Raw genomic sequence first — 20,336 nt, forward strand, 5'->3', positions numbered from 1 at the left:
CTGAGCCGGACAAAACCGCTTCGGTAAATGCCCGCTATCGACGGTTTTAATCCTTTAATTTGGCAACCAACATTTTATTCACTTCTGCGGGGTTGGCCTTGCCTTGGGTTTCTTTCATGATTTGGCCGACCAGCGCCATCAGCGCCTTGTCTTTGCCGGCCCGGTATTGTTCGACCGGTACCGGGTTGGCGGCGATGACCTTGTCGACGATGGCTTCGATGGCGCCGGTATCGGTGATTTGCTTCAAGCCTTCCTGTTCGATGATTTGATCCGCCGTTGCGCTGCCGTTCCAGAGTTTGTCGAACACCTGCTTGGCGGTCTTGCCGGAGATGGTGTTGTCGGCAATGCGTTTCAGCAAGCCCGCCAAACGTTCGGCGCTGACCGGGCAGGCGTCGATTTCCAAGCCGGCTTTGTTCAATGCGCCGAGCACGTCGCCGGTTAACCAATTCGCAGCCAACTTGGCTTCCCCGGATTCGGCCGCGACTTGTTCGAAGAAGTCGGCCAATTCGCGCGATGAGGTCAGCGTGGCGGCGCTTTCCGCATCCAACGCGTATTGCTCGATGAAACGGTACTTTTTGGCGCCTGGCAATTCCGGCAACGTGGCGCGAATTTCAGCCTTCAGGGCTTCCTCGACGATCACCGGCAACAAGTCCGGGTCTGGGAAGTAACGGTAATCGTTGGCTTCTTCCTTGCTACGCATCGAGCGGGTTTCGTCTTTGTTGGCGTCGTACAAGCGGGTTTCTTGGACCACTTTGCCGCCGGCTTCGATGATGTCGATTTGTCGCTCGATTTCGTGATTGATGGCTTTTTCGACAAACTTGAACGAATTGATGTTCTTGATTTCGGCACGGGTCCCGAATTCGGCTTGGCCTTTGGGGCGAACCGAAACGTTGGCGTCGCAGCGAAACGAGCCTTCCTGCATATTACCGTCGCAGATTTCCAGATAACGTACTAGCTCGTGTAGTTTGCGCATATAGGCCACCGCTTCCTTGGCGGAACGCATGTCCGGCTCGGAGACGATTTCCAGTAGCGGCGTGCCGGCGCGGTTCAGGTCGATGCCGGTCAGGCCGTGAAAATCTTCGTGCAGCGATTTGCCGGCGTCTTCTTCCAAGTGGGCCCGGGTGATGCCGATGCGTTTGGTTTCGCCGTCGACTTCGATATCCAGATGGCCGTTGCCGACAATCGGTCGTTCGAATTGGCTGATTTGATAGCCTTTCGGCAGGTCGGGGTAGAAATAGTTTTTGCGAGCGAAGATCGAGTGCGGTGCGATTTCGGCATCAATAGCCAGGCCGAAGGTTACCGCCTTGCGTACCGCGTCTTCGTTCAATACCGGCAATACGCCGGGTAGTCCCAAATCCACCGCGCAAGCCTGGGTGTTGGGTTCGGCGCCGTAGGCAGTCGCCGCGCCGGAAAAGATTTTCGATTTCGTAGAGAGTTGGGTGTGGATTTCCAAGCCGATGACGGCTTCCCATTGTGAGCTCATGTTGCTTTCCTTTAAAACTATTCGGCAAAAACGTCGTTCAGGTCGATTTGCAGGTCGGGGAATAAATAGGGGATGGCAATCTCGTCGCCGGCGTGCATGGCGTGCAGTTGGTATTTTTCGTTCTGATCGAGCACGAATTGATGGACTGCTTGCTCGTAAGGATAAACCGTCCAATATTCCGTCACGCCGTTTTCCTGATACAGCTGGTATTTCAGACGCAATTCCTTTTGGCTGTTGCCGGGCGATAAAATCTCGATGATCCAATCCGGCGCCCCATCGCAGCCTTGCTCGGTCAGTTTGTCTTTGTCGCAGATCACGCACAGGTCGGGCTGGATGACGCTGAAAACTTCGCGGTCTTGAAGCAAGGATTTACGGCGGTCGTAGAGCTTGACGTCGAACGGCGCAGGGTAGAGTTTGCAATCCTTGTGCTTAAAGTAGTTGCCAAGGCTGACGGCAAAATTTAGCGATACGCTTTGGTGCTTTCTGCTCGGCGCCGGCGACATGGCCATGATCTTGCCCTTGATCAGTTCGACCGACTCCTCGAGCTGCCAAGTCAGGTAATCGGCGTAACTATAGGTGCCGTTAGGATCCAATTGTGATAATTGCGTGATCGGCGCCATATTGCCCCCTGTTATTCGAAACCCTTCGGCACTTGATTGTGCCAGTCGGTGACCTGCTGGTAGCGGTGGCCGACGTTCAACAACTTGGCTTCGCCGAAATAGTTACCGATGATATGCAAGCCAACGGGCAGGCCGGCTATGAACCCGGCCGGAATCGACATCGCCGGCAGGCCGGCCAGGTTGATCGCTATCGTGTAAATGTCTTCCAGATACATCTGAATCGGGTCGTCGGTTTTTGAACCGATTTTGAATGCCGTGCTCGGCGTGACCGGTCCCATCAATACGTCGACTTCGCTAAGAGCGCGTTTGAAATCGTCGCTGATCAATCGGCGCACCTGTTGGGCTTTCAGATAATAGGCGTCGTAATAGCCTGCCGACAGTGCATAAGTGCCCATCAGAATCCGGCGTTTGACTTCCGCGCCGAAGGCTTCGCCGCGCGAGCGGATGTAGAGGTCGGTCAAATCGGCTGGGTTTTGGCAGCGGTAGCCGAAGCGCACGCCGTCGTAACGCGACAGGTTGGACGAGCATTCGGCCGAGGCGATCACGTAATAAGCCGGTATCGCCAGTTCCAGATTCGGCATGTCCACTTCTTGTACCGTCGCGCCGAGTTTCTGGTATTCGGCGATCGCGGACTGAATCGTCGCCGCGATTTGGCTGTCCAGTTCGGGGCTGAAAAATTGTTTCGGCAGGCCGATTTTCAAACCTTGCAGGCTGTCGTTCAGACCGGCGCTGTAATCCGGTACCGGCTGGTCGACGCTGGTGGAGTCCTTGCCGTCGAAACCGGCCATGACCTGCATCAACAAGGCCGCATCTTCGGCGCTACGCGCCATCGGTCCGCCCTGGTCAAGGCTCGAGGCGTAGGCAATCATGCCGTAGCGCGAAACCCGACCGTAGGTCGGTTTCAAGCCGGTGATGCCGCATAAGGCTGCAGGTTGCCTAATCGAGCCGCCGGTGTCGGTACCGGTCGCCGCCGGCGTCAGCCTCGCCGCAACGGCGACCGCCGAACCGCCGGACGAGCCGCCCGGCACCCGTTCGGTATCCCATGGATTGCGAGCCGGGCCGTAGAAACTGGTTTCGTTGGACGAACCCATCGCGAATTCGTCCATGTTCAACTTACCCAGCATCACCGCGCCAGCCTGATTGAAGCGTTCGACCGCCGTGGCGTCGTAAGGGGCGATGAAGTTGTCCAGCATTTTCGAGCCGCAACTGGTTTTAACGCCTTGCGTGCAAAAGATGTCTTTTTGGGCGATCGGGATGCCGGTCAGCGGCGCCGGCGTGCCGGCGGCCAAGCGCCGGTCGGCGGCTTCCGCCTGCTGCAAGGCCAGTTCTTCGCTGACCGTGACGAAGGCGTTCAGGGCTTGATGTCGTCCGATGCGAGCCAAAAAGACCTGGGTCAATTCGGTGCTGGAAAATTGCTTGCCGCGCAGTCCGGCGGCTAATTCGGTTAGCGATAGCGTGTGCATGGTTCGGAATTATTCGATGACTTTCGGGACCAGATAAAGTCCGGCTTCGGTTTGCGGGGCGATGGCTTGAAAATGCGCTCGTTGGTTGGTCTCGACGGCGGTATCGGCGCGCAGGCGTTGGGTTTGGTCGAGCGGATGCGCCATCGGAGCGATGCCGGCGGTGTCGGTTTGCCCCATCCGGGTCATTAAATCCAGCATGTTGGATAGGTCTTTGGCGTAATGTTCGACCTGCGATTCCTCGATTCCCAAGCGTGCCAGATAGGCGATTTTTTTAACGTCATTAGCCGTTAACGACATCTTCTAACTCCAAGTTTTATCGGTAAATCTATGATACTTTATATCTTGCCCTATCGCCCGCTTGATTGTTAAAGTAGCGGGATTTTCTGTGTGCATTTAGGATACCGTTTAATGTTCAAAAGAATTCGTGGCCTTTTTTCCAATGATCTGTCTATCGACTTGGGAACGGCAAATACGCTGATTTATGTTCCGGGCCAGGGAATCGTATTGAATGAGCCGTCCGTCGTCGCGATTAAGGAGGACAAGATCCGCGGCCAGAAAACCATCGCCGCGATCGGCGCCGACGCTAAAAATATGTTGGGCCGCACGCCCGGTAACATCACCGCGATCCGGCCCTTGAAAGACGGTGTGATCGCCGATTTTGCCGTAACCGAACGCATGTTGCGGTTTTTCATTAAAAAGGTGCATGAAAACAAACTGCTGCGGCCCAGTCCGCGCATTCTGATTTGCGTGCCCTGCGGTTCGACTCAGGTCGAGCGGCGGGCGATTCGCGAGTCGGCGGCGATGGCTGGCGCTCGCGAAGTGTATTTGATCGAGGAACCGATGTCCGCCGCGGTCGGGGCCGGTTTGCCGGTCGATGCGGCGCACGGGTCGATGGTGCTCGATATTGGCGGCGGCACTTCGGAAGTCGCGGTCATTTCATTGAACGGTATCGTCTATTCGGCGTCGGTGCGGATCGGCGGCGACCGTTTCGACGACGCGATCATCAGCTACGTGCGCCGCAACTACGGCACGCTGATCGGCGAAGCCACCGCCGAGAAAATCAAGCATGAAATCGGCGCGGCTTATCCCGGTAGCGAAGTTCGCGAAATGCAAGTCACCGGCCGCAATCTGGCCGAAGGCGTGCCGCGCAGTTTTTCATTGAACAGCAACGAAATTCTGGAAGCCTTGCAGGAGCCTTTGTCCGGTATCGTCAGCGCCGTCAAGGTCGCGCTGGAACAAACCCCGCCGGAATTGGGCGCCGACGTTGCCAGTCGAGGTATCGTCCTGACCGGCGGCGGTGCGCTGTTGAAAGACATCGATCGCTTGATTTCCGAGGAAACCGGCTTGCCGGTATACATTGCCGACGATCCGCTTACCTGCGTCGCTCGCGGCGGCGGCATGGTGTTGGAGATGCTGGACGCCCGAGGCGCCTCGGCATTTTCGCTGGAATAGTCCGCTCGGCGTTCGGTCGTTCGAGGGACGGCGTTAACCGGTGATGTCGGTTCCCGCCGTCTTTTTTGTTTCAGCGGGTACCATTCGGCGGTTGCGGATCGTTGGACTGGGCCTGTCGGCAATCCTTTATTTTCCGTCGGGATTGCCGCTTCAAAATCGCTAGAGGTTTTGCCATAAAACTGCTATTCGCCAAAGGCCCTTCGCTGAATACCCGTCTGTTGGTCGCGGTATTGCTTTCGGTTGCGCTGTTGGTGGTCGATTACCGCAGCCAACGCTTGAACATGCTGCGCTCGCTGTTGGCGATGGCGACCTACCCCTTGCAAATGCTGGCCAGCCTGCCCATCGACGCTTACCATGATTTGTCCGATTCGGTGATTTCCTATGTCGAACTACAAAAAGAGAATCGCCGGCTGAAGGAGCAGCAGTTCGTCAACGACGCCAAGTTGTTGAAACTCGCGGCCCTGGAGAAGGAAAACACCCGGCTACGCATGTTGCTTGAGAATTCGTTTCAACTTGGCGAGCAAGTGCTGGTGGCCGAATTGGTGTCGGTCAAACTGGCGCCCTACGAGCATACCGTCGTCGTCAACAAGGGCTCTCGCTTCGGCGTGCATCCCGAACAGCCGGTGCTGGATGCCAGCGGTATTGTCGGCCAAGTGGTCCGCACGATGCCGTCCAGCTCGGAAGTGATGTTGATCACCGATCCCGATCACGCGATCCCGGTGCAAGTCAATCGCAACGGCCTGAGGACGATAGCCTTCGGCACCGGGCAACCCAACCGGCTGCATCTGCCGTTTTTAGCGAATAACGCCGACATCGTACCCGGCGACCTGTTGGTCACGTCCGGTTTGGGCGGCGTGTTTCCGGCCGGTTATCCGGTCGCGGTAGTCGATAAATTCGAGGCTAGACCGGACAAATCGTTCGCCAATATCTATGCCACGCCGAAAGCGGAGTTGGATAAGAGTCGGGAGTTTTTGATCGTTTGGAGCGATTCGACGCCGGTCGTTCTGGGCGAGCCGGTCAAGCCGGACGTCGCCGAGCAAGCGGCGCCGGTCGCCGCGAAACCCAAGGATGCCAAACATGTCGGGCCATAACGCGCTGGCTTTGATTTATTTTGTCGTCACGGTAGCCGGTGCGATGGTGCTGCGGGTGATGGGGCTGTTTCCGGGGATGGAAGTGTTCAATCCGGATTGGGTGGTGTTGGTTTTGATCTATTGGTCGATCGCGCTGCCGGAACGCTTCGGCGTATTCAGCGCCTGGTGGATAGGGCTGTTGACCGACGTACTGACCGGGCGCTTGTTGGGGCAGTACGCGTTGATTTATCCGTTGATTTGCTACTTCAGCATCAACGAACACCGGCGGCTGCGACAGTTTCCGATGGTTCAGCAATGCCTGTTCGTACTGTTTTGCCTGCTCGGTTCGCAAAGCGTGATTTTCGCGATCGAAAGTATTAAGGCGGGTAATCGCTTGCCGTTGTCGTTTTGGTATCCGGCACTGAGCGGGGCGCTGGTCTGGCCGTTGGTGTTTTATCTGCTGCGCTTTATCCGGGTCATGGCGCGCCTCGACTGACCGGCGATGGACAGAAAATTCGCGATCAAGGACCCGCTGGCGGAAAGCCGTCTGTTTCTAAGTCGTATCGTCACGGCCTTTATCCTGATTATCGCGTTGATGATCGGGCTGGTGGTGCGGCTGGTTTACCTACAAGTGGTCGGTCACGAACATTACGCGATGCTGTCCAAGGACAATCGCATCAAGATCGCGCCGTTGCCGCCGACGCGCGGCGTCATTTATGATCGCAAGGGTCGGATGTTGGCCGAAAACGTGCCGACTTACAGCCTGGAGCTGATACCCGAACAAATTGCTAACCTCGACGACACTTTGAAGAGGCTGCAGCAACTGCTGAACATTCCCGACGAAAAAATCGAGGCGTTTCAAAAACTGCGTAAGCGCAACAAATCGTTTACCAGTACGGCCTTGCTGCAAAATCTGACCGACGAAGACGTCGCCAAATTCGCGGTCGTCCGACCGTATTTTCCCGGCGTCGACGTCTACGCTCGCTTGGTGCGCCACTATCCTTACGGCGACTTGACGTCCCACGTGGTCGGTTACGTCGGGCGGATCAATGAGCAGGAGTTGAAGACCCTGCCTTCCGTCATGTACCGCGGGACGGACCATATCGGCAAGACCGGCATCGAGAAGACCTACGAGGAACATCTGCTCGGTACCGCCGGTTACGAGGAAATCGAAACCAACGCTCAAGCCAGGGCGGTCAATACCGTGGCGACGGTCGAGCCGGTCGCAGGATCGAATATCTATCTGACACTGGATATCGACATACAAAAGATTGCCTACGACGCATTGGTCGAGTTCAACGGCGCGGCGGTGGCGATAGAAGTCAAAACCGGCGCGGTGTTGGCTTTTGTTAGCCGGCCGGGTTTCGATCCTAATCCCTTCGTTTCCGGCATCTCCGGCAAGGACTACAAGGCTTTGCAGGAATCGCCGGACCAGCCCTTGTACAACCGGGCGCTACGCGGACTATATCCGCCCGGTTCGACGGTCAAGCCGTTTTTGGGCTTGGCCGGGCTGGAGTACGGCGTCATCGATTTCGGCCACCGGCTGTTTTGTCCCGGCTACTACAAGTTGCCCAACGTCGACCATAAATACCGCGACTGGAAGAAGTGGGGACACGGGATGGTCGACATGAACGAAGCGATCACCCAATCCTGCGACGTGTATTTTTACGATCTGGCGCTGGCGCTGGGTATCGATAAGATGCATGAGTTCATGGACAAATTCGGTTTCGGTCGCAAGACCGGTATCGATCTGGTGGGCGAAATCGACGGCTTGATGCCGTCCAAGGCTTGGAAACGCCACTACCGCAATCAGGCCTGGTTTCCGGGCGAGACCCTGATTACCGGGATCGGTCAGGGCTACACCCAAGTTACGCCCTTGCAATTGGCTCACGCCACCGCGACGCTGGCCAACGGCGGCAAGGTCATTACGCCGCATTTGGTACATAGCATCATCAGCGCCGATTATGCCGATCGGATCGAAGGCAAGGCCGACCGGATCATTCCGCTGAAACCGCAAAATGTCGAGAACGTCATTCGGGCGATGACTAACGTGGTACATGGCGCGCGCGGTACCGCCGGCCGGCTGGCCAAGGCCATCAATTATCAGATCGCCGGCAAGACCGGTACCGCCCAGGTGTTTACCGTCAAACAGGAAGAGAAATATAACGAGGACGCGATCGACTTCAAAATGCGCGACCATGCCTTGTTCATCGCATTCGCCCCGGTGCACGATCCGCAGATCGCCGTCGCGGTGATCGCCGAACACGGCGGTCACGGCGGTTCGGTGGCGGCGCCGATCGCCGGTGAAATTATCGATGCTTATCTGAACCAGAAAAAGGACAGTTCGCCATGAGAAACGAAATGCGCAACGAACAATTTCAAGCGCCGTCCTTGCTTGGCAACCTGCTGCGCAAGCTGCATATCGACATCCCGCTGTTCATCGGTTTGTTGCTGATTCTGGCGCTCAGCTTCGTGATTTTGTACAGCGCCGGCGGGCAGGAAATGGCGATGTTGGTGCGTCATGCCAGCCGGATGGGCTTGGCCATTGTATTGATGATCGTGCTGGCTCACATCAACCCCCGGCAATTTCAGACTTTCTCGGTCGCTTTGTTTTCGGTGTGCGTGCTGTTGTTGCTGGCGGTGGCGGTGATCGGCCAAATTAGCATGGGCGCTCAGCGCTGGCTGGACTTGGGCTTTTTTCGCTTCCAGCCGTCGGAGTTTACCAAGATCAGCGCGCCGATGATGGTGGCCTGGTATTTGTCCGAGCACGCCTTGCCGCCTAAACCCAAGCATCTGTTGGCGGCCGGGATATTGTTGTTGGTGCCGGTGCTATTGATCGCTAAGCAGCCTGACTTGGGCACGGCTCTGCTGGTCGCCAGTTCCGGGGCCGCGGTGTTATTCTTCGCGGGCCTGTCGTGGTGGGTCATGTTGGGGGCCGTGGCGGTGTTGGGCGCGCTGACCCCGGTCATGTGGCACTTCATGCGCGAGTACCAGCGCAGCCGGGTCTTGACTTTCATCAATCCCGAGGCCGACCCGATGGGGGCCGGCTACCATATTATTCAGTCCAAAATCGCGATCGGTTCCGGCGGCGTGGACGGCAAGGGTTGGCTGGGCAGCAGTCAGGCCGAGCTGGATTTTTTGCCGGAAAGTTCCACCGACTTTATTTTCGCGGTTTTCGCCGAAGAATTCGGTCTGTTTGGCTGCGTCGGTTTGCTGTTGATGTATCTACTGGTCATCAGCCGCTGCTTTTACATTGCCGTGCAAGCCCAGGATACCTATTCCCGGTTGTTGGCCGGCAGTTTGTCCTTCACCTTCTTCGTTTACGTGTTCGTCAACATCGGCATGGTGATCGGCGTGTTGCCGGTGGTTGGAGTGCCGCTACCCTTGGTCAGTTATGGCGGCACCTCAATGGTGACGCTGATGGCCGGTTTCGGCATTCTGATGTCGATACACACTCATCGCAAGTTGTTGCCGGTTTGAGGCGATCGCCATAAACCAGCGGTCCGCTCGGGAAAAACCGCGTAATATTCCCCAATTATTCCTTTTTTCTGTCTGAGTTTATGAATTTTAAAGTCGCGTTTATGTTGTTGTTATTGTCGGCCGTCGGCCAGGCACTGGCTGAAGTTGCCACCACCGATTCCTTCAACGGCTTCATCAAGCAGATGGTCAAGCAACATCGTTTCAACGAAACGGAGTTACGGAGTTTGTTCAAGGCGGTCAACATCCAGCAGCCGATACTCGATGCCATGTCCAAGCCTGCGGAGGGCAAGCCCTGGTTTCAATACCGCGAAATTTTCATGACCGAGGCCCGCATCGCCGGTGGCGTGCAGTTTTGGAAGGATAACGAAGCCGCGTTGCGCCAAGCCGAACACCAATATGGGGTTCCGGCGGACATTATCGTCGCCATCATCGGCGTCGAAACCAAATACGGCGCGCACACCGGCAAATACCGGGTGATCGATGCGTTGGCGACATTGGGATTCGCCTATCCGCCGCGTAGCGAATTCTTTCTGAAGGAGTTGGAGCAATTTTTGGTTTTGGCGCGCGAGGAGGGCATGGACCCGTTGCAGCCGATGGGTTCCTACGCCGGTGCGATGGGCTTGCCGCAATTCATGCCGAGCAGTTTTCGAAGCTATGCCAAGGATTTGGATGGCGACGGTAAACGCAATATCTGGACGAATCCGGCCGATGCGATCGCCAGCGTCGCCAACTACTTTGCCAGCAACCAATGGAAACCCGGCGGTCCGATCGCGTACCCGGTCAACGCTGCGGGAGAGGCGTATAAAAAGGCCTTGAGCAAGGGTGTCAAGCCCGATACCAGTGCGGCCGAACTGCGCAAGTTGGGGGTCGAATTGCCGGCCGGTTTGCCCGCCGGCGAGGCGGTCAAGCTGCTGGCGTACCAACAGCAAATCGGCGAAGATTTATGGATAGGCTTGCACAATTTCTACGTCATCACCCGTTATAACCATAGCCCGCTCTATGCGATGGCGGTTTACCAGCTCAGCCAAGCGATCGCGGCACGCAAGCTCTAAACGGAAAGCGGCCGACAATATCCAAGTCCCGGTCGTTACGCTTCGATTCGCGAACAGAAAACTGAGTTTCCTTCGATGGGCGGCAAACCGATGTGTTTCGCTACGAAATGTAATTGAACAATGACAGATTTTGCACCTTGGTAAACGCGGCTTGCGCGGCTTGCAACGACGTTTGTTGCAGACTGAATTTACTCAATGCGTCGGCATAATCCAAGTCGCCTATCGCCGACGCGGTGGTTTTGTTGGCCAGGATGTAGTCGGTATTCAAATTTTGCTGATCGTCCAGTGCGTGCAAGCGCGCGCCGGTCGAGGCGCGGGTGGTTTCGAAGCGGACCATCGCTCTATCGATATCGTCCAATGATCCGCTGTTTGGCGTATTGGCTTTCAGATCCTGAGATAACCGGTTGATGGCTTGAAATGCATTGTCGATGCCGCCGGGCGTCAATGTTCCGGCCGAGTACACGCCGAAGACTGCTTCACCGGCGTCGCCATCGGTTATGGTCCGGCTGGGGCCGATGGCGATGCTGCGCTGGTTGGCGTCGCCCTGATAGGCGTAAGTGGTGGTATCGAACGGAATCGTGTCGCTCTTGTAGCCGGCAAACAAATACTCGCCGTTAGCGTTTTTGGTGTTCGCCATACCCAGAAACTGTTTGTTTAGTTCATCGATTTCTGCGGCAATTTCCTGACGATTGGTTGCGGTATTGCTGTCGTTCATACCTTGCACGGCCAATTCGCGGATGCGTTGCAACACGTTGGTCGCGTTTTCCAGGCTGGACTCTTGCAACTCCAAGCGTTGCCGGGCCGCTCCGATGTTGGTCTGAAACTGTTGGTTCTCTTTGATGTTTTGTTCCAAATTGATCAACGACACCGCCGCCGGAGCATTTTCGGACGGCGACAGATATTTCTTGCCGGACGACAATTTGAGTTGGGTGTCGCTGAGTTTGGACTGTTGTTCCAGCATCGCGTCGACGCCGAGCTGGTGGTTCCAGGTCGTGGAAATGCGCATGTGAATTCTCCTAACGGACCGCTCCAATGAGGGTGTCGAATAGCGTGCTAGCCACCGATACGGCCTTGGCGGCGGCTGCGTAAGCGTTTTGGAATTTGATCAGGTTGGCGGCTTCCTCGTCGAGATTCACGCCGGAAACGGTTTCCTTGGCGCTGGAGGCCTGTTTCAACAAGGTATCCTGCGCGGTCCGGTTGACCGATGCCGCGTGCGTTTGCGAGCCCACATCGGCCACCAACTGGCTGTAGACCTGGGTGAAACTGGCCTTGCCGTTTTGCATCAAGGTTTTCGTTTCCAGATCGGCCAGCGCCAGCGCGTTACTGTTGTCGCCCGGTACGCCGGCGCTGCTGCTGGCGGCCGCGATTTGTTTGGGATTGGTGATCGCGCTGTTCACCTTCAAGGTGCCGGCCGCGTTAAAGCTCGGGCTGAGGTCGAAGGTATCGCCGCTGGTCAGCGAACCGCCGCTGAACGTGATGCTGAAGCCTAAGGCTGCGGCGGCGGTGGCAAGCGTCGTGTCGTCCAGGCCGGTTTGGCTGGTGTTGCTGCTCAGATTGGTCAACGTATAGGCGTTGGGGCTGGTGCCGGTGACACTGATCCGGTAGCCGGTATCCAGGTTGGCCGACGAACTGGGGGCGACGAAGCTGGCGGTGGCCAGCAGGTTGTCGTCGGCGGCGTGCGGCGTGACCTGAACCACCGGCGAGCCGAGGTCGAAGAATGCCAGGCCGGGGTCGCCGTTCAAATCGAAACCGGCCTGATGGGTGCTGTTAAACTCGGTGGCCAGACCCATCGCCAGCGTGCCCAGTTGTTTTTGAGCCGGGTCCAGTACTTGGTCGCGGAAACGCAAATTGCCGTAAAGCTCGCCGCCGGAAATCAAACCGGAAATGTCCTGGCCGTTCAGCAGAATTTCCTTGTGAGTCGAGTCGGTGGCGGAGGACTGCAGAGAGAGTTGCGAGGCGGAATTACCCAATACTAGAGGTTGACCGTTGCCGATGAAGACATTGATCGATCCGTCGGTTTGGCTGGTGAAATTGACGTCGACTTTTTCGGCGATTTTGTTCAGTAGCAAGTCGCGTTGGTCCAGCAAATCGTTGGGCATTTCTCGACCGGAAGCCCTGCCGATGTCGGCGACGATTTTTACGTTGAGATCGGCCAGGGCCTTGGCATACCCGTTGATCTCGGTGAGATCGGTCTCCAGGTTGGTATTGACCTGATCGCGCAATTCGCCGAAGCGGGTATTCAAGGTGTTGAACTGTTGGGTCAACGAGCTGGCCTGCGTCAATAAGGTTTGGCGGGCCGGGATCGAGGTGGGGTCGTTGGCGACGGTGTCGACTGCGTCGAAGAACGATTTCATCGCCGGCGCCAGACCGGTGGTGTCGTCGGCGGTGATGTTGTCGATTTGGCTGGACAAGGTATAAAAACTATCGACGTCGTGGTAGGCCGAGGTACTGGAGCGGACCTGGCCGGTAATGAACTGATCGTAACTGCGGGTGATATTGACGACGCTGACGCCGCTGCCGACGTAGCCGGAGCCGGTATATTGCTCGCGACGGGTGGCGGTTTCGACGCGCTGCCGGCTGTAGCCTTCGGTGCTGACGTTGGAAATGTTGTTGCTGGTGGTTTCCAGCGAGCGCTGAAACGCCGTCAGTCCGGATAATGCGGTGTCCAATATGCCCAAGCCCATGATGGTCTCCTAACCGTTGGTGTCGCTCGCCGCGCTGTCGCCGGCATGGCTGCGATAGATAGACATGACTTTTTCCGCGTATTTGGGGTCGGTGGCATAGCCGGCTTTTTGCAAAGAGCGGATGTATTGCGCCGGGTTCTCGGCGTTTTTCAACGCTTGTTCATAACGCGGGTTGGATTTGATGAAGTCCACGTAATCGTTAAAGCTATCTTTGTACGAGTCGTAAGCGCGGAAACCGGCCACCTGTTTTTGGGCGACGCCGCCGTCGAACTCCAATGTCATTGCCTTGGCTTGCTTGCCTTGCCAGGCTCTATCCGCTTTGATGTTGAACAGGTTGTAGCTGTTATCGCCGCCGTTTTTGACCATCGCTTGTCCCCAGCCGGTTTCCAGCGCGGCTTGAGCCAGCAACAGTTTGGCGTCGACCCCCAAGCTTTGCGCGGCTTGCCGGGCATGCGGCATCAATTCGTTGAAAAAGGTTTGCTGGGCCGGCGTGGCGCCGTCATCGATTACGTCCGACGAGGCCGGTGCCGAGTCCAAGTCGCGCCAACGTCCGGCGGTGTTGGACTGGTCACGCTCCAGTCGAGCCAGGCTGCGTTCCAGGCTGCTCAGTCCCGAGGCGTCCAACGCGTTGGACGCGGCTTGCCCGCCGCGCGGCGGTTGCCGGTTGCCGTTGGCCGAGCCGCTGCCGGCGACGCGATCCAAGTAGTCGCTGGCTTGTAGTACACGGCCTGGCTCGTCTTCCTGCTTGTCTTGCCTGGGGCTCAGCTGCTTAGCGATGACTTCCGCCAGCCCGACGCCGGTGCCGGATAAATGCATGGCCATTTGCTGGTCGTACATGTCTTGGTACATCTTGCTCTGTTGACTGTCGGCAAAGCCGTCGGCCAGTTTGGCTTCGCGCATGCTTTTCATCACCATGCCCAGAAACAGCGACTCGAATTGTTTGGCGGCTTCCTTGATGGCGGCCGGCGACGATTCGCGCGCGCCTTGTTTTAATTTGGCCAATCCGGCGAAGTCGGTATAAACCGATGCGGTATCCGCGTTTAACATGGCAACCTCCCAAGCACTGTCAGACTTAAATGACGATCAATTCCGCCCGTAGCGCGCCCGCCGATTTCAGGGCTTCCAAAATCGCCACCAAGTCGCTGGGTCCGGCGCCGACGCCGTTGACCGCCTGGACGATTTCGTCCAACGAAACGCCGGGGTTGAAGACGAACATATGGTTTTTGTCCTCTTTGATCGACACCTGCGATTGCGGCGTGACCACGGTACTGCCGCCCGATAGCGGATTGGGCTGGCTGACTTGCGGGTTTTCGTTGATCGTCACGGTCAAGCTGCCGTGCGATACCGCCGCCGGCTGCACCCTGACCTTGCTATTGATGATTACGGTGCCGGTTCGGGAGTTGACGATGACCTTGGCCGGCGCGTCGTCCGGCGTGACGTCGAGGTTTTCCAGCATCGAAACAAAGCTGACCCGTTGCGAAGCTTCCACCGGCGCCCGCACGCTGACCGAGCCGGCATCGACGGCGCGGGCCGTGTCGGCGCCGAAGGCTTTGTTAATCGCTTGCACCACGTTGTTGGCGGTGGTGAAGTCGGTATTGTTCAGGTTAAAGACCAGATCGCCGCTTTGGTCGAACGAGGTCGGCACCACTTGTTCGACCGACGCGCCGTTGGGAATTCGGCCGACCAACGGATTGTTGACGGTGATTTTGGAGCCGTCCTGGCCGCCCGCGCTCAGGCCGCCGACGACCAGATTGCCTTGGGCAATCGCGTAAACCTTGCCGTCGGCGCCCTTCAGCGGGCTCATCAGCAAAGAGCCGCCGCGCAGGCTTTTGGCATCGCCGATGGACGACACGGTGACGTCGATTTTCTGACCCGGTTTGGCGAAGGCCGGCAGTTCCGCGTGAATACTGACGAACGCGGTATTTTTGGCTTTCGGATCGGTACCCGGCGGCAGGGTCAGGCCGAGCTGGCCCATCATATTGCGCAAGGTTTGCGGGGCGAACTTGGACGATTTGTCGCCGGATTTGTCCAGGCCCGTGACCAAGCCGTAGCCGACCAACTGGTTGGAGCGTACCCCGGCCACCGACGCCAAGTCTTTGATACGTTCGGCATGCGCCCAGCCGCCGCTCAGCAGCCAGAAGGCGATGACGATCAATGTGGTTCTGTTCATGATGGTATCCTCAAAAGAGCGCCGAAACGGTTTAGAACGGGAAAATCGGACTCAGGAAAAATCGGGCCAGCCAACCGATTTTGTTGGAATCCGCGATGCCGCCGTCGCCGGTGTACATAATCGTTGCATCGGCGACTTTGGAGGACGACACGGTGTTGGCGGCATCAATGTCGATGGGGCGAACAATGCCGGACAAGCGCACGTATTCGTTACCGTCGTTCAAGGCCACCCGTTTCTCGCCGCGCACCCGGACGTTGCCGTTCGGCAGTACTTCGACGACGGTGACGCTGATGTCGCCGGTCAGCGTATTGCTTTGGTCGGCCTTGCCCTTGCCGTCGAATTGCGTGGTCGCGGCCAAGCTGGTTTTCAAGTCGTGACCCAACAAGGCCTGGCTGGCGACGCCGAACAGCGTTGGCGCGGTCGCCGACACCGAGGTGTTTTTCGAGGTGTTGGTATTGGCTTGTTTTCTGGCTTGGGTGGCTTCGTCCAGTGTGACCGTCAAAATGTCGCCGACCCGGCGGGTCTTGATGTCTTCGAACAGGCGCATGTCGTAACCGGCCTGGTAAATCGAGCCGTTGTTCTGTTGCGGGGGCCTCAGGTCTGCCGGTTGGACCGGTGCGAAATCCGGATCGCGCTTGGGCAGAGTGTCGCAACCGGTCAGTGCCAGCAGCAATGCGGCCGCCAGCGGCAAGAGTTTGCCGGAGTACCGGCGCCGATGCGGAAAATAGGTGTTCATCGTCATGCCCCTGAATTAGAGTTGTTGGGTAACGAACGACAGCATTTGGTCGGTGGTGGAGATGGCCTTGGAGTTCATCTCGTATGCGCGTTGGGTTTCGATCATATTGACCAATTCCTCGACCACGTTGACGTTGGATGTCTCCAGCGAGCCTTGCACCAGATTGCCGAATTCGTTCTCGCCCGGCGTACCGACGATAGGCGCGCCGCTGGCGACGGTTTCGCGGTACAAGTTGTCGCCGATCGGCTCCAGGCCGGCGGTGTTGATAAAGTCGGCGGTTTGAATCTGGCCGATTTGGTTGGCCGCCGCCGAGCCGGGTTGGGTGACGGTGACGGTACCGTCTAGGCCGATCGTAATGCTGGTGACATCCTGCGGTACCGTGATGGCCGGCTCTAGCGGCATGCCGTTGGAGGTGACGATCTGGCCGGTCGAATCCAGCTTGAACGATCCGTCGCGGGTGTAATTGATCTCGCCGCTCGGCATCAGGATTTGCAGGAAGCCGCGGCCGCTGATGGCCATGTCCAGCGAGTTGCCGGTTTGCTGAACGTTGCCCTGGGTATGCAGCTTCTCGGTGGCGACGGTTCTGACGCCGGTGCCCAACTGCAAGCCGGTCGGCAACTGAGTGTTTTGGGTGGATTGGCCGCCGGCTTGACGGACGTTTTGGTACATCAAGTCGGCGAAAATCGGTCGGGCTTTCTTAAAGCCGGTGGTGTTGACGTTGGCCAGATTGTTGGAAATCACGGCCATTCGGGTTTGTTGGGCATCCAGTCCGGATTTTGCGACCCATAATGCTCGTTCTGTCATGTTCGTCTCCTGATCTGACAAATTTTTGTCTTATCAGGGATAAAGCAGCTTCTATGCCACTTGCATGATCTTGGCAGTGCTGTTGGCGGTTTCGTCGGCGGTTTTCATGACCTTGCTTTGCAGATCGAAGTTTCTGGACAGTTCGATCATCTCCACCATCGCCGCCATCGGATTGACGTTGCTGTTTTCCAGGGCTCCCTGGACCAATACGACGTTCGCGTCTGCCGTCTGAACCGCGCCGTCCTTGGTATGCATTAAGCCGTCCTCGCGTTTCTCCAGCGAAGCCGGATCGGGATTGACCAGCTTGATTCTGTCGACGATCACGGTGTTGGTCGAATTTTCGCCTTGCGGCACGATGTTGATGGTGCCGTCGTCGCCGATGTCGATTTTGCGAGCCGGCGGTATCGTGATGCCGAGCGCGGCTTCGCCGACGACAGCGAGTCCGGAACTGGTTTGCAGTTGACCTTCGGGCGTTATGCGCAGATCGCCGGCGCGGGTGTAGGCTTCCTTGCCGTCCGGCGTGGTAACCGAGATCCAGCCGGGGCCGTTGATGGCGACGTCGAGTTCGTTGCCGGTGGTTTGCAGCGCGCCGGACGAGAGATCGCTGCCGGGCCGTTCGGTCATCGCGTAAACGCGGGTCGGATAACCGGGTCCGAACGCCGGCATGGCTCGAAATTGCTCGAAGTCGGACTTGAAGCCTGGGGTCTGAGTGTTGGCGAGATTGTTGGCGTTGGCGGTTTGCGCGAGCAAGGTCTGCTTGGCGCCGTTCATCGCGATGTAAAGGCTGCGGTCCATGGGAAATCTCCGTAAAAGCAGGCGGGACCGGCGCCGCTTGCCGGCCTGGTCTCGCGCTAGCCGTGTTTACCTGATGTTGAGGACGGCCTGCATAATGGTGTTTTCGGTCGTGATGGTTTGGGCGTTGGCTTGATACGCTTGTTGGGCGACGATCAGATTGACCAATTGCGCCGATAGATCGACGTTGGAACTTTCCAGCGCGCCGGATTGAATCAAGCCGAAATTGTTGGAACCGGCTTCGCCGGCGATCGGGTCGCCGGAGGTGGCGCTTTGACCCCAGGCGGTATCGCCGAGTTTGGACAGGCCGTTGGTGTTGGCAAAACGGGTCAGAGCGACCTTGCCCATGGTTTGCGAGCCGCCGTTGCTGAAGCGGGCGAAAATCACGCCTTCATCGTCGATGTCGATGCCGGTCAGGCGTCCGGCAGGCAGACCGTTTTGGGTCATCGCGTTGACGCTGAATTTCTCTTGGACCTGGGTGGACCCGAAATAGTCCATCGTCGATACGGTGATGTCGGACGCGCCGGTGGCAGGCGTGATGGTGTAGGCGCTGAGCGCGAAGCGGCCGTTGGATGGGGTGGTCAATTTGCCCGAGGAGTCGAAGGTCATTGTCGCCGGCGTCGGCGGCACCGTTAGGTCGGATGGCGCGGACACCGTCGAACCGTAGGTGCCGGCATTGACCGGCGTCTTGGCGGTCGGCGTGGCCGGTTCGCTCATGTAGTGATAGACGTCCCAGTCGGTGGAACTGGCGGTTGACGTGCCCTTGACGAAATAGGTGGTCAGAATGTGCGGCGAACCGAGCGAGTCGTAAATCGTCACAGAGGTTTGCGAATTATAGGAATTGCTGTCGGTCGGGTCGAAGGTGGTGACGCTCGGGGTGGCCGCGTTGGCGTTCAGGTTGACGGTTAGCGAAGCGGTATCGGTGGCGCTGGGCAGGCCGGTCAGGGTGTTGATTTGCACGGATTGGGTGACGCCGGTACTGAAGCCGTCGGTCACCGAGGTACCGTTGGGCGCGTACACCATCAAGGCCTTGCCCTGGTTGTTGACCAGATAGCCGTCCTTGTCCAATTTGAATTCGCCGGCGCGGGTGTACGATAAATCGGTGGTTTCGGTAGGGCTTTTCGCTAACGTAAAAAAACCCTCGCCGCTGATGGCCAGGTCCAAATTGTTGTCGGTGAATGACAAGCTGCCCTGGTTGAATTGCTGGGCCACGTTGGTGACCTTGACGCCAGAGCCGGCCGTAGTGCTGCTGACGCCGCCGAGGCTGGCGGCATAGACGTCGGCGAATTCCGAGCGGGATTTCTTGAAACCCACCGTATTGGAGTTGGCGATGTTATTGCCGGTTACCGACAGATTGTTGGATGCGGCATTCAAACCGCTGAGTGCTGTTGTAAAAGCCATGACGCCTGCTCCTTAAAGAATTTGTTTGATTTTGCTGAATTTGATGTCGCCTAGACCTTCCAGATTCACGGACAGACCGCTACCGTTACTGCCGATGGCGACGCTTTTTACCTTGGAGTTGATGCTGGTATCCAGCGCGGTATTGGTGCCGTCCAGCCAGCCGAAGGCCTTGATTTTGTAGACGCCCGGATCGGCCGGAGTGCCGGCGCTGTCGTTGCCGTCCCATTCGAATTTCAGCGTTCCGGCCGATTGCGCGCCCAGATCGAGTTCCCGAACCACCGTGCCGGTCTCCGGGTCGACGATCTGCACGCCGACGCTGGTTGCTGTGCTGGGTATATCGAGTTCGCCGGATACGCTGCCGCCGGCGCTAAGCAAGGCTTGCGAGCCAGGTGCCACGACGGTATGGCCAACGATGCTGGCCGCCTGCAGGGCTTGGTCGGCATTTAACGAATCCGACAGGGTCTGGAATGAGGTTTGTAACTCCTGAATGCCGGAAACCGCGCTGATCTGCGCCATTTGGCTGACGAATTCGGCGTTGTCCATCGGTTTGGTCGGATCTTGATGGGTGAGCTGGGTCGTTAACAGTTTCAAGAATTCGCTTTGGCTTAACGACTGGCTTTTGCTGGTCGCGCTGCTGGCGCTTGAGGCCGAGCCGGTCGTGGCCAGTCCCAAACTGTTGAAGGTATCCGTTAGGGTCGTCATGGCTTAGTCCTCATTGCCCCATCTTCAGGGTCTGTAGAATTAGGTTTTTAGCGGTGTTAAGCACCTCAACGTTGTTTTCGTAGCCGCGCGAGGCCGACATCATGTTGGCCATTTCCTCGATGGTGTTGACGTTGGGTTTATAGATGTAGCCTAGTTCGTCGGCCATCGGATGATTCGGCGCGTATTCCATGATCGGTTGCGCCTGGCTTTCGACGACGCCGCGGACTTCGACACCGGTGGTGCCGGCTCGGCGGTCGAGCTGGTTTTGAAATTCGGCCGCGAACACCGGCTGCCGCGATTTGTAGACTTGGTCGATGCTGCTGCTGACGCTACTGGCGTTGGAAATGTTGCTGGCCACCAGATTCAGGCGCAGGTTTTGCGCATTCATGCCGCTGCCGGCAACGTCGAAGATTCGCAATGAGGACAT

Annotated in this window: 20 protein-coding genes; 6 read left to right on the forward strand and 14 right to left on the reverse strand. The window is 57.6% G+C overall.

Features of this window, described 5'->3' with window-relative positions; all coding sequences use genetic code 11:
• Nucleotides 1-46: 46 nt before the first annotated feature.
• Genes gatB through gatC form a run of 4 tightly spaced genes read right to left on the reverse strand, consistent with a single transcriptional unit; the run spans nt 47 to nt 3,863 of the window.
• Complete coding sequence (gene gatB / locus ACQE3E_RS02345) at nt 47-1,483, reverse strand: Asp-tRNA(Asn)/Glu-tRNA(Gln) amidotransferase subunit GatB (RefSeq protein WP_426991433.1); 1,437 nt, start codon at nt 1,481-1,483, stop codon at nt 47-49.
• Nucleotides 1,484-1,500: 17 nt separating this feature from the next.
• Nucleotides 1,501-2,103, reverse strand: coding sequence for a Uma2 family endonuclease (locus tag ACQE3E_RS02350; protein WP_064023923.1), 603 nt, complete (start codon nt 2,101-2,103; stop codon nt 1,501-1,503).
• An 11-nt stretch (nt 2,104-2,114) separates the two neighbouring features.
• Nucleotides 2,115-3,566 carry an Asp-tRNA(Asn)/Glu-tRNA(Gln) amidotransferase subunit GatA gene (gene gatA, locus ACQE3E_RS02355; RefSeq protein WP_064023924.1) on the reverse strand — a complete coding sequence of 484 codons (1,452 nt, stop codon included), beginning with the start codon at nt 3,564-3,566 and terminating at the stop codon, nt 2,115-2,117.
• A 9-nt stretch (nt 3,567-3,575) separates the two neighbouring features.
• Nucleotides 3,576-3,863: an Asp-tRNA(Asn)/Glu-tRNA(Gln) amidotransferase subunit GatC gene (gene gatC / locus ACQE3E_RS02360; protein WP_064023925.1), complete on the reverse strand. Its 288-nt coding sequence runs from the start codon at nt 3,861-3,863 to the stop codon at nt 3,576-3,578.
• A 111-nt stretch (nt 3,864-3,974) separates the two neighbouring features.
• Between gatC and ACQE3E_RS02365 the strand changes: the two genes are divergently transcribed.
• The 6 genes from ACQE3E_RS02365 (at nt 3,975) to mltB (ending at nt 10,620) form a co-directional block, all read left to right on the forward strand.
• Nucleotides 3,975-5,018, forward strand: coding sequence for a rod shape-determining protein (locus ACQE3E_RS02365; RefSeq protein ID WP_064023926.1), 1,044 nt, complete (start codon nt 3,975-3,977; stop codon nt 5,016-5,018).
• A 65-nt stretch (nt 5,019-5,083) separates the two neighbouring features.
• On the forward strand, nt 5,084-6,109 hold the full coding sequence (gene mreC / locus ACQE3E_RS02370) for a rod shape-determining protein MreC (RefSeq protein ID WP_331710092.1): 1,026 nt from the start codon (nt 5,084-5,086) through the stop codon (nt 6,107-6,109).
• A complete protein-coding gene (gene mreD / locus ACQE3E_RS02375) occupies nt 6,096-6,584 on the forward strand; it encodes a rod shape-determining protein MreD (RefSeq protein WP_064023927.1) in 489 nt (162 codons plus the stop codon). Before mreC ends, mreD begins: the two co-directional genes overlap by 14 nt.
• A gap of 6 nt (nt 6,585-6,590) precedes the next feature.
• On the forward strand, nt 6,591-8,441 hold the full coding sequence (gene mrdA / locus ACQE3E_RS02380) for a penicillin-binding protein 2 (protein ID WP_313729197.1): 1,851 nt from the start codon (nt 6,591-6,593) through the stop codon (nt 8,439-8,441).
• Nucleotides 8,438-9,568 carry a rod shape-determining protein RodA gene (gene rodA / locus ACQE3E_RS02385; RefSeq protein ID WP_064023929.1) on the forward strand — a complete coding sequence of 377 codons (1,131 nt, stop codon included), beginning with the start codon at nt 8,438-8,440 and terminating at the stop codon, nt 9,566-9,568. The genes mrdA and rodA overlap by 4 nt, the downstream gene beginning before the upstream one ends.
• A gap of 80 nt (nt 9,569-9,648) precedes the next feature.
• Nucleotides 9,649-10,620, forward strand: a complete 972-nt coding sequence (gene mltB / locus ACQE3E_RS02390) for a lytic murein transglycosylase B (protein WP_313729196.1) — start codon at nt 9,649-9,651, stop codon at nt 10,618-10,620.
• A 100-nt stretch (nt 10,621-10,720) separates the two neighbouring features.
• Here mltB and flgL read toward each other — a convergent pair whose 3' ends face one another.
• The 10 genes from flgL to flgC all read right to left on the reverse strand — a co-directional run bounded on the left by flgL (nt 10,721) and on the right by flgC (nt 20,336).
• Nucleotides 10,721-11,626: a flagellar hook-associated protein FlgL gene (gene flgL, locus ACQE3E_RS02395; RefSeq protein ID WP_313729195.1), complete on the reverse strand. Its 906-nt coding sequence runs from the start codon at nt 11,624-11,626 to the stop codon at nt 10,721-10,723.
• Between the two features lie 10 nt (nt 11,627-11,636).
• Nucleotides 11,637-13,304, reverse strand: coding sequence for a flagellar hook-associated protein FlgK (gene flgK / locus ACQE3E_RS02400; protein ID WP_313729194.1), 1,668 nt, complete (start codon nt 13,302-13,304; stop codon nt 11,637-11,639).
• A gap of 9 nt (nt 13,305-13,313) precedes the next feature.
• Nucleotides 13,314-14,351 carry a flagellar assembly peptidoglycan hydrolase FlgJ gene (gene flgJ / locus ACQE3E_RS02405; protein ID WP_313729193.1) on the reverse strand — a complete coding sequence of 346 codons (1,038 nt, stop codon included), beginning with the start codon at nt 14,349-14,351 and terminating at the stop codon, nt 13,314-13,316.
• 25 nt (nt 14,352-14,376) lie between these two features.
• Nucleotides 14,377-15,474, reverse strand: coding sequence for a flagellar basal body P-ring protein FlgI (locus ACQE3E_RS02410; RefSeq protein WP_064023934.1), 1,098 nt, complete (start codon nt 15,472-15,474; stop codon nt 14,377-14,379).
• 31 nt (nt 15,475-15,505) lie between these two features.
• Entirely contained in the window at nt 15,506-16,210 is a 705-nt protein-coding gene (flgH, locus tag ACQE3E_RS02415) for a flagellar basal body L-ring protein FlgH (RefSeq protein WP_064023935.1), read from the reverse strand.
• 15 nt (nt 16,211-16,225) lie between these two features.
• Nucleotides 16,226-17,014 carry a flagellar basal-body rod protein FlgG gene (gene flgG / locus ACQE3E_RS02420; protein WP_064023936.1) on the reverse strand — a complete coding sequence of 263 codons (789 nt, stop codon included), beginning with the start codon at nt 17,012-17,014 and terminating at the stop codon, nt 16,226-16,228.
• 51 nt (nt 17,015-17,065) lie between these two features.
• Nucleotides 17,066-17,809, reverse strand: a complete 744-nt coding sequence (gene flgF, locus ACQE3E_RS02425) for a flagellar basal-body rod protein FlgF (protein WP_064023937.1) — start codon at nt 17,807-17,809, stop codon at nt 17,066-17,068.
• Nucleotides 17,810-17,875: 66 nt separating this feature from the next.
• Nucleotides 17,876-19,207: a flagellar hook protein FlgE gene (flgE, locus tag ACQE3E_RS02430; RefSeq protein ID WP_064023938.1), complete on the reverse strand. Its 1,332-nt coding sequence runs from the start codon at nt 19,205-19,207 to the stop codon at nt 17,876-17,878.
• Nucleotides 19,208-19,219: 12 nt separating this feature from the next.
• Nucleotides 19,220-19,909, reverse strand: a complete 690-nt coding sequence (locus ACQE3E_RS02435; RefSeq protein WP_064023939.1) for a flagellar hook assembly protein FlgD — start codon at nt 19,907-19,909, stop codon at nt 19,220-19,222.
• Between the two features lie 10 nt (nt 19,910-19,919).
• The gene (gene flgC / locus ACQE3E_RS02440; RefSeq protein ID WP_064023940.1) at nt 19,920-20,336 is read right to left on the reverse strand and encodes a flagellar basal body rod protein FlgC; all 417 of its coding nucleotides are present in this window, start codon (nt 20,334-20,336) and stop codon (nt 19,920-19,922) included.

This window comes from Methylomonas sp. MED-D (assembly GCF_050276835.1).
Taxonomy (GTDB): domain Bacteria; phylum Pseudomonadota; class Gammaproteobacteria; order Methylococcales; family Methylomonadaceae; genus Methylomonas; species Methylomonas koyamae_A.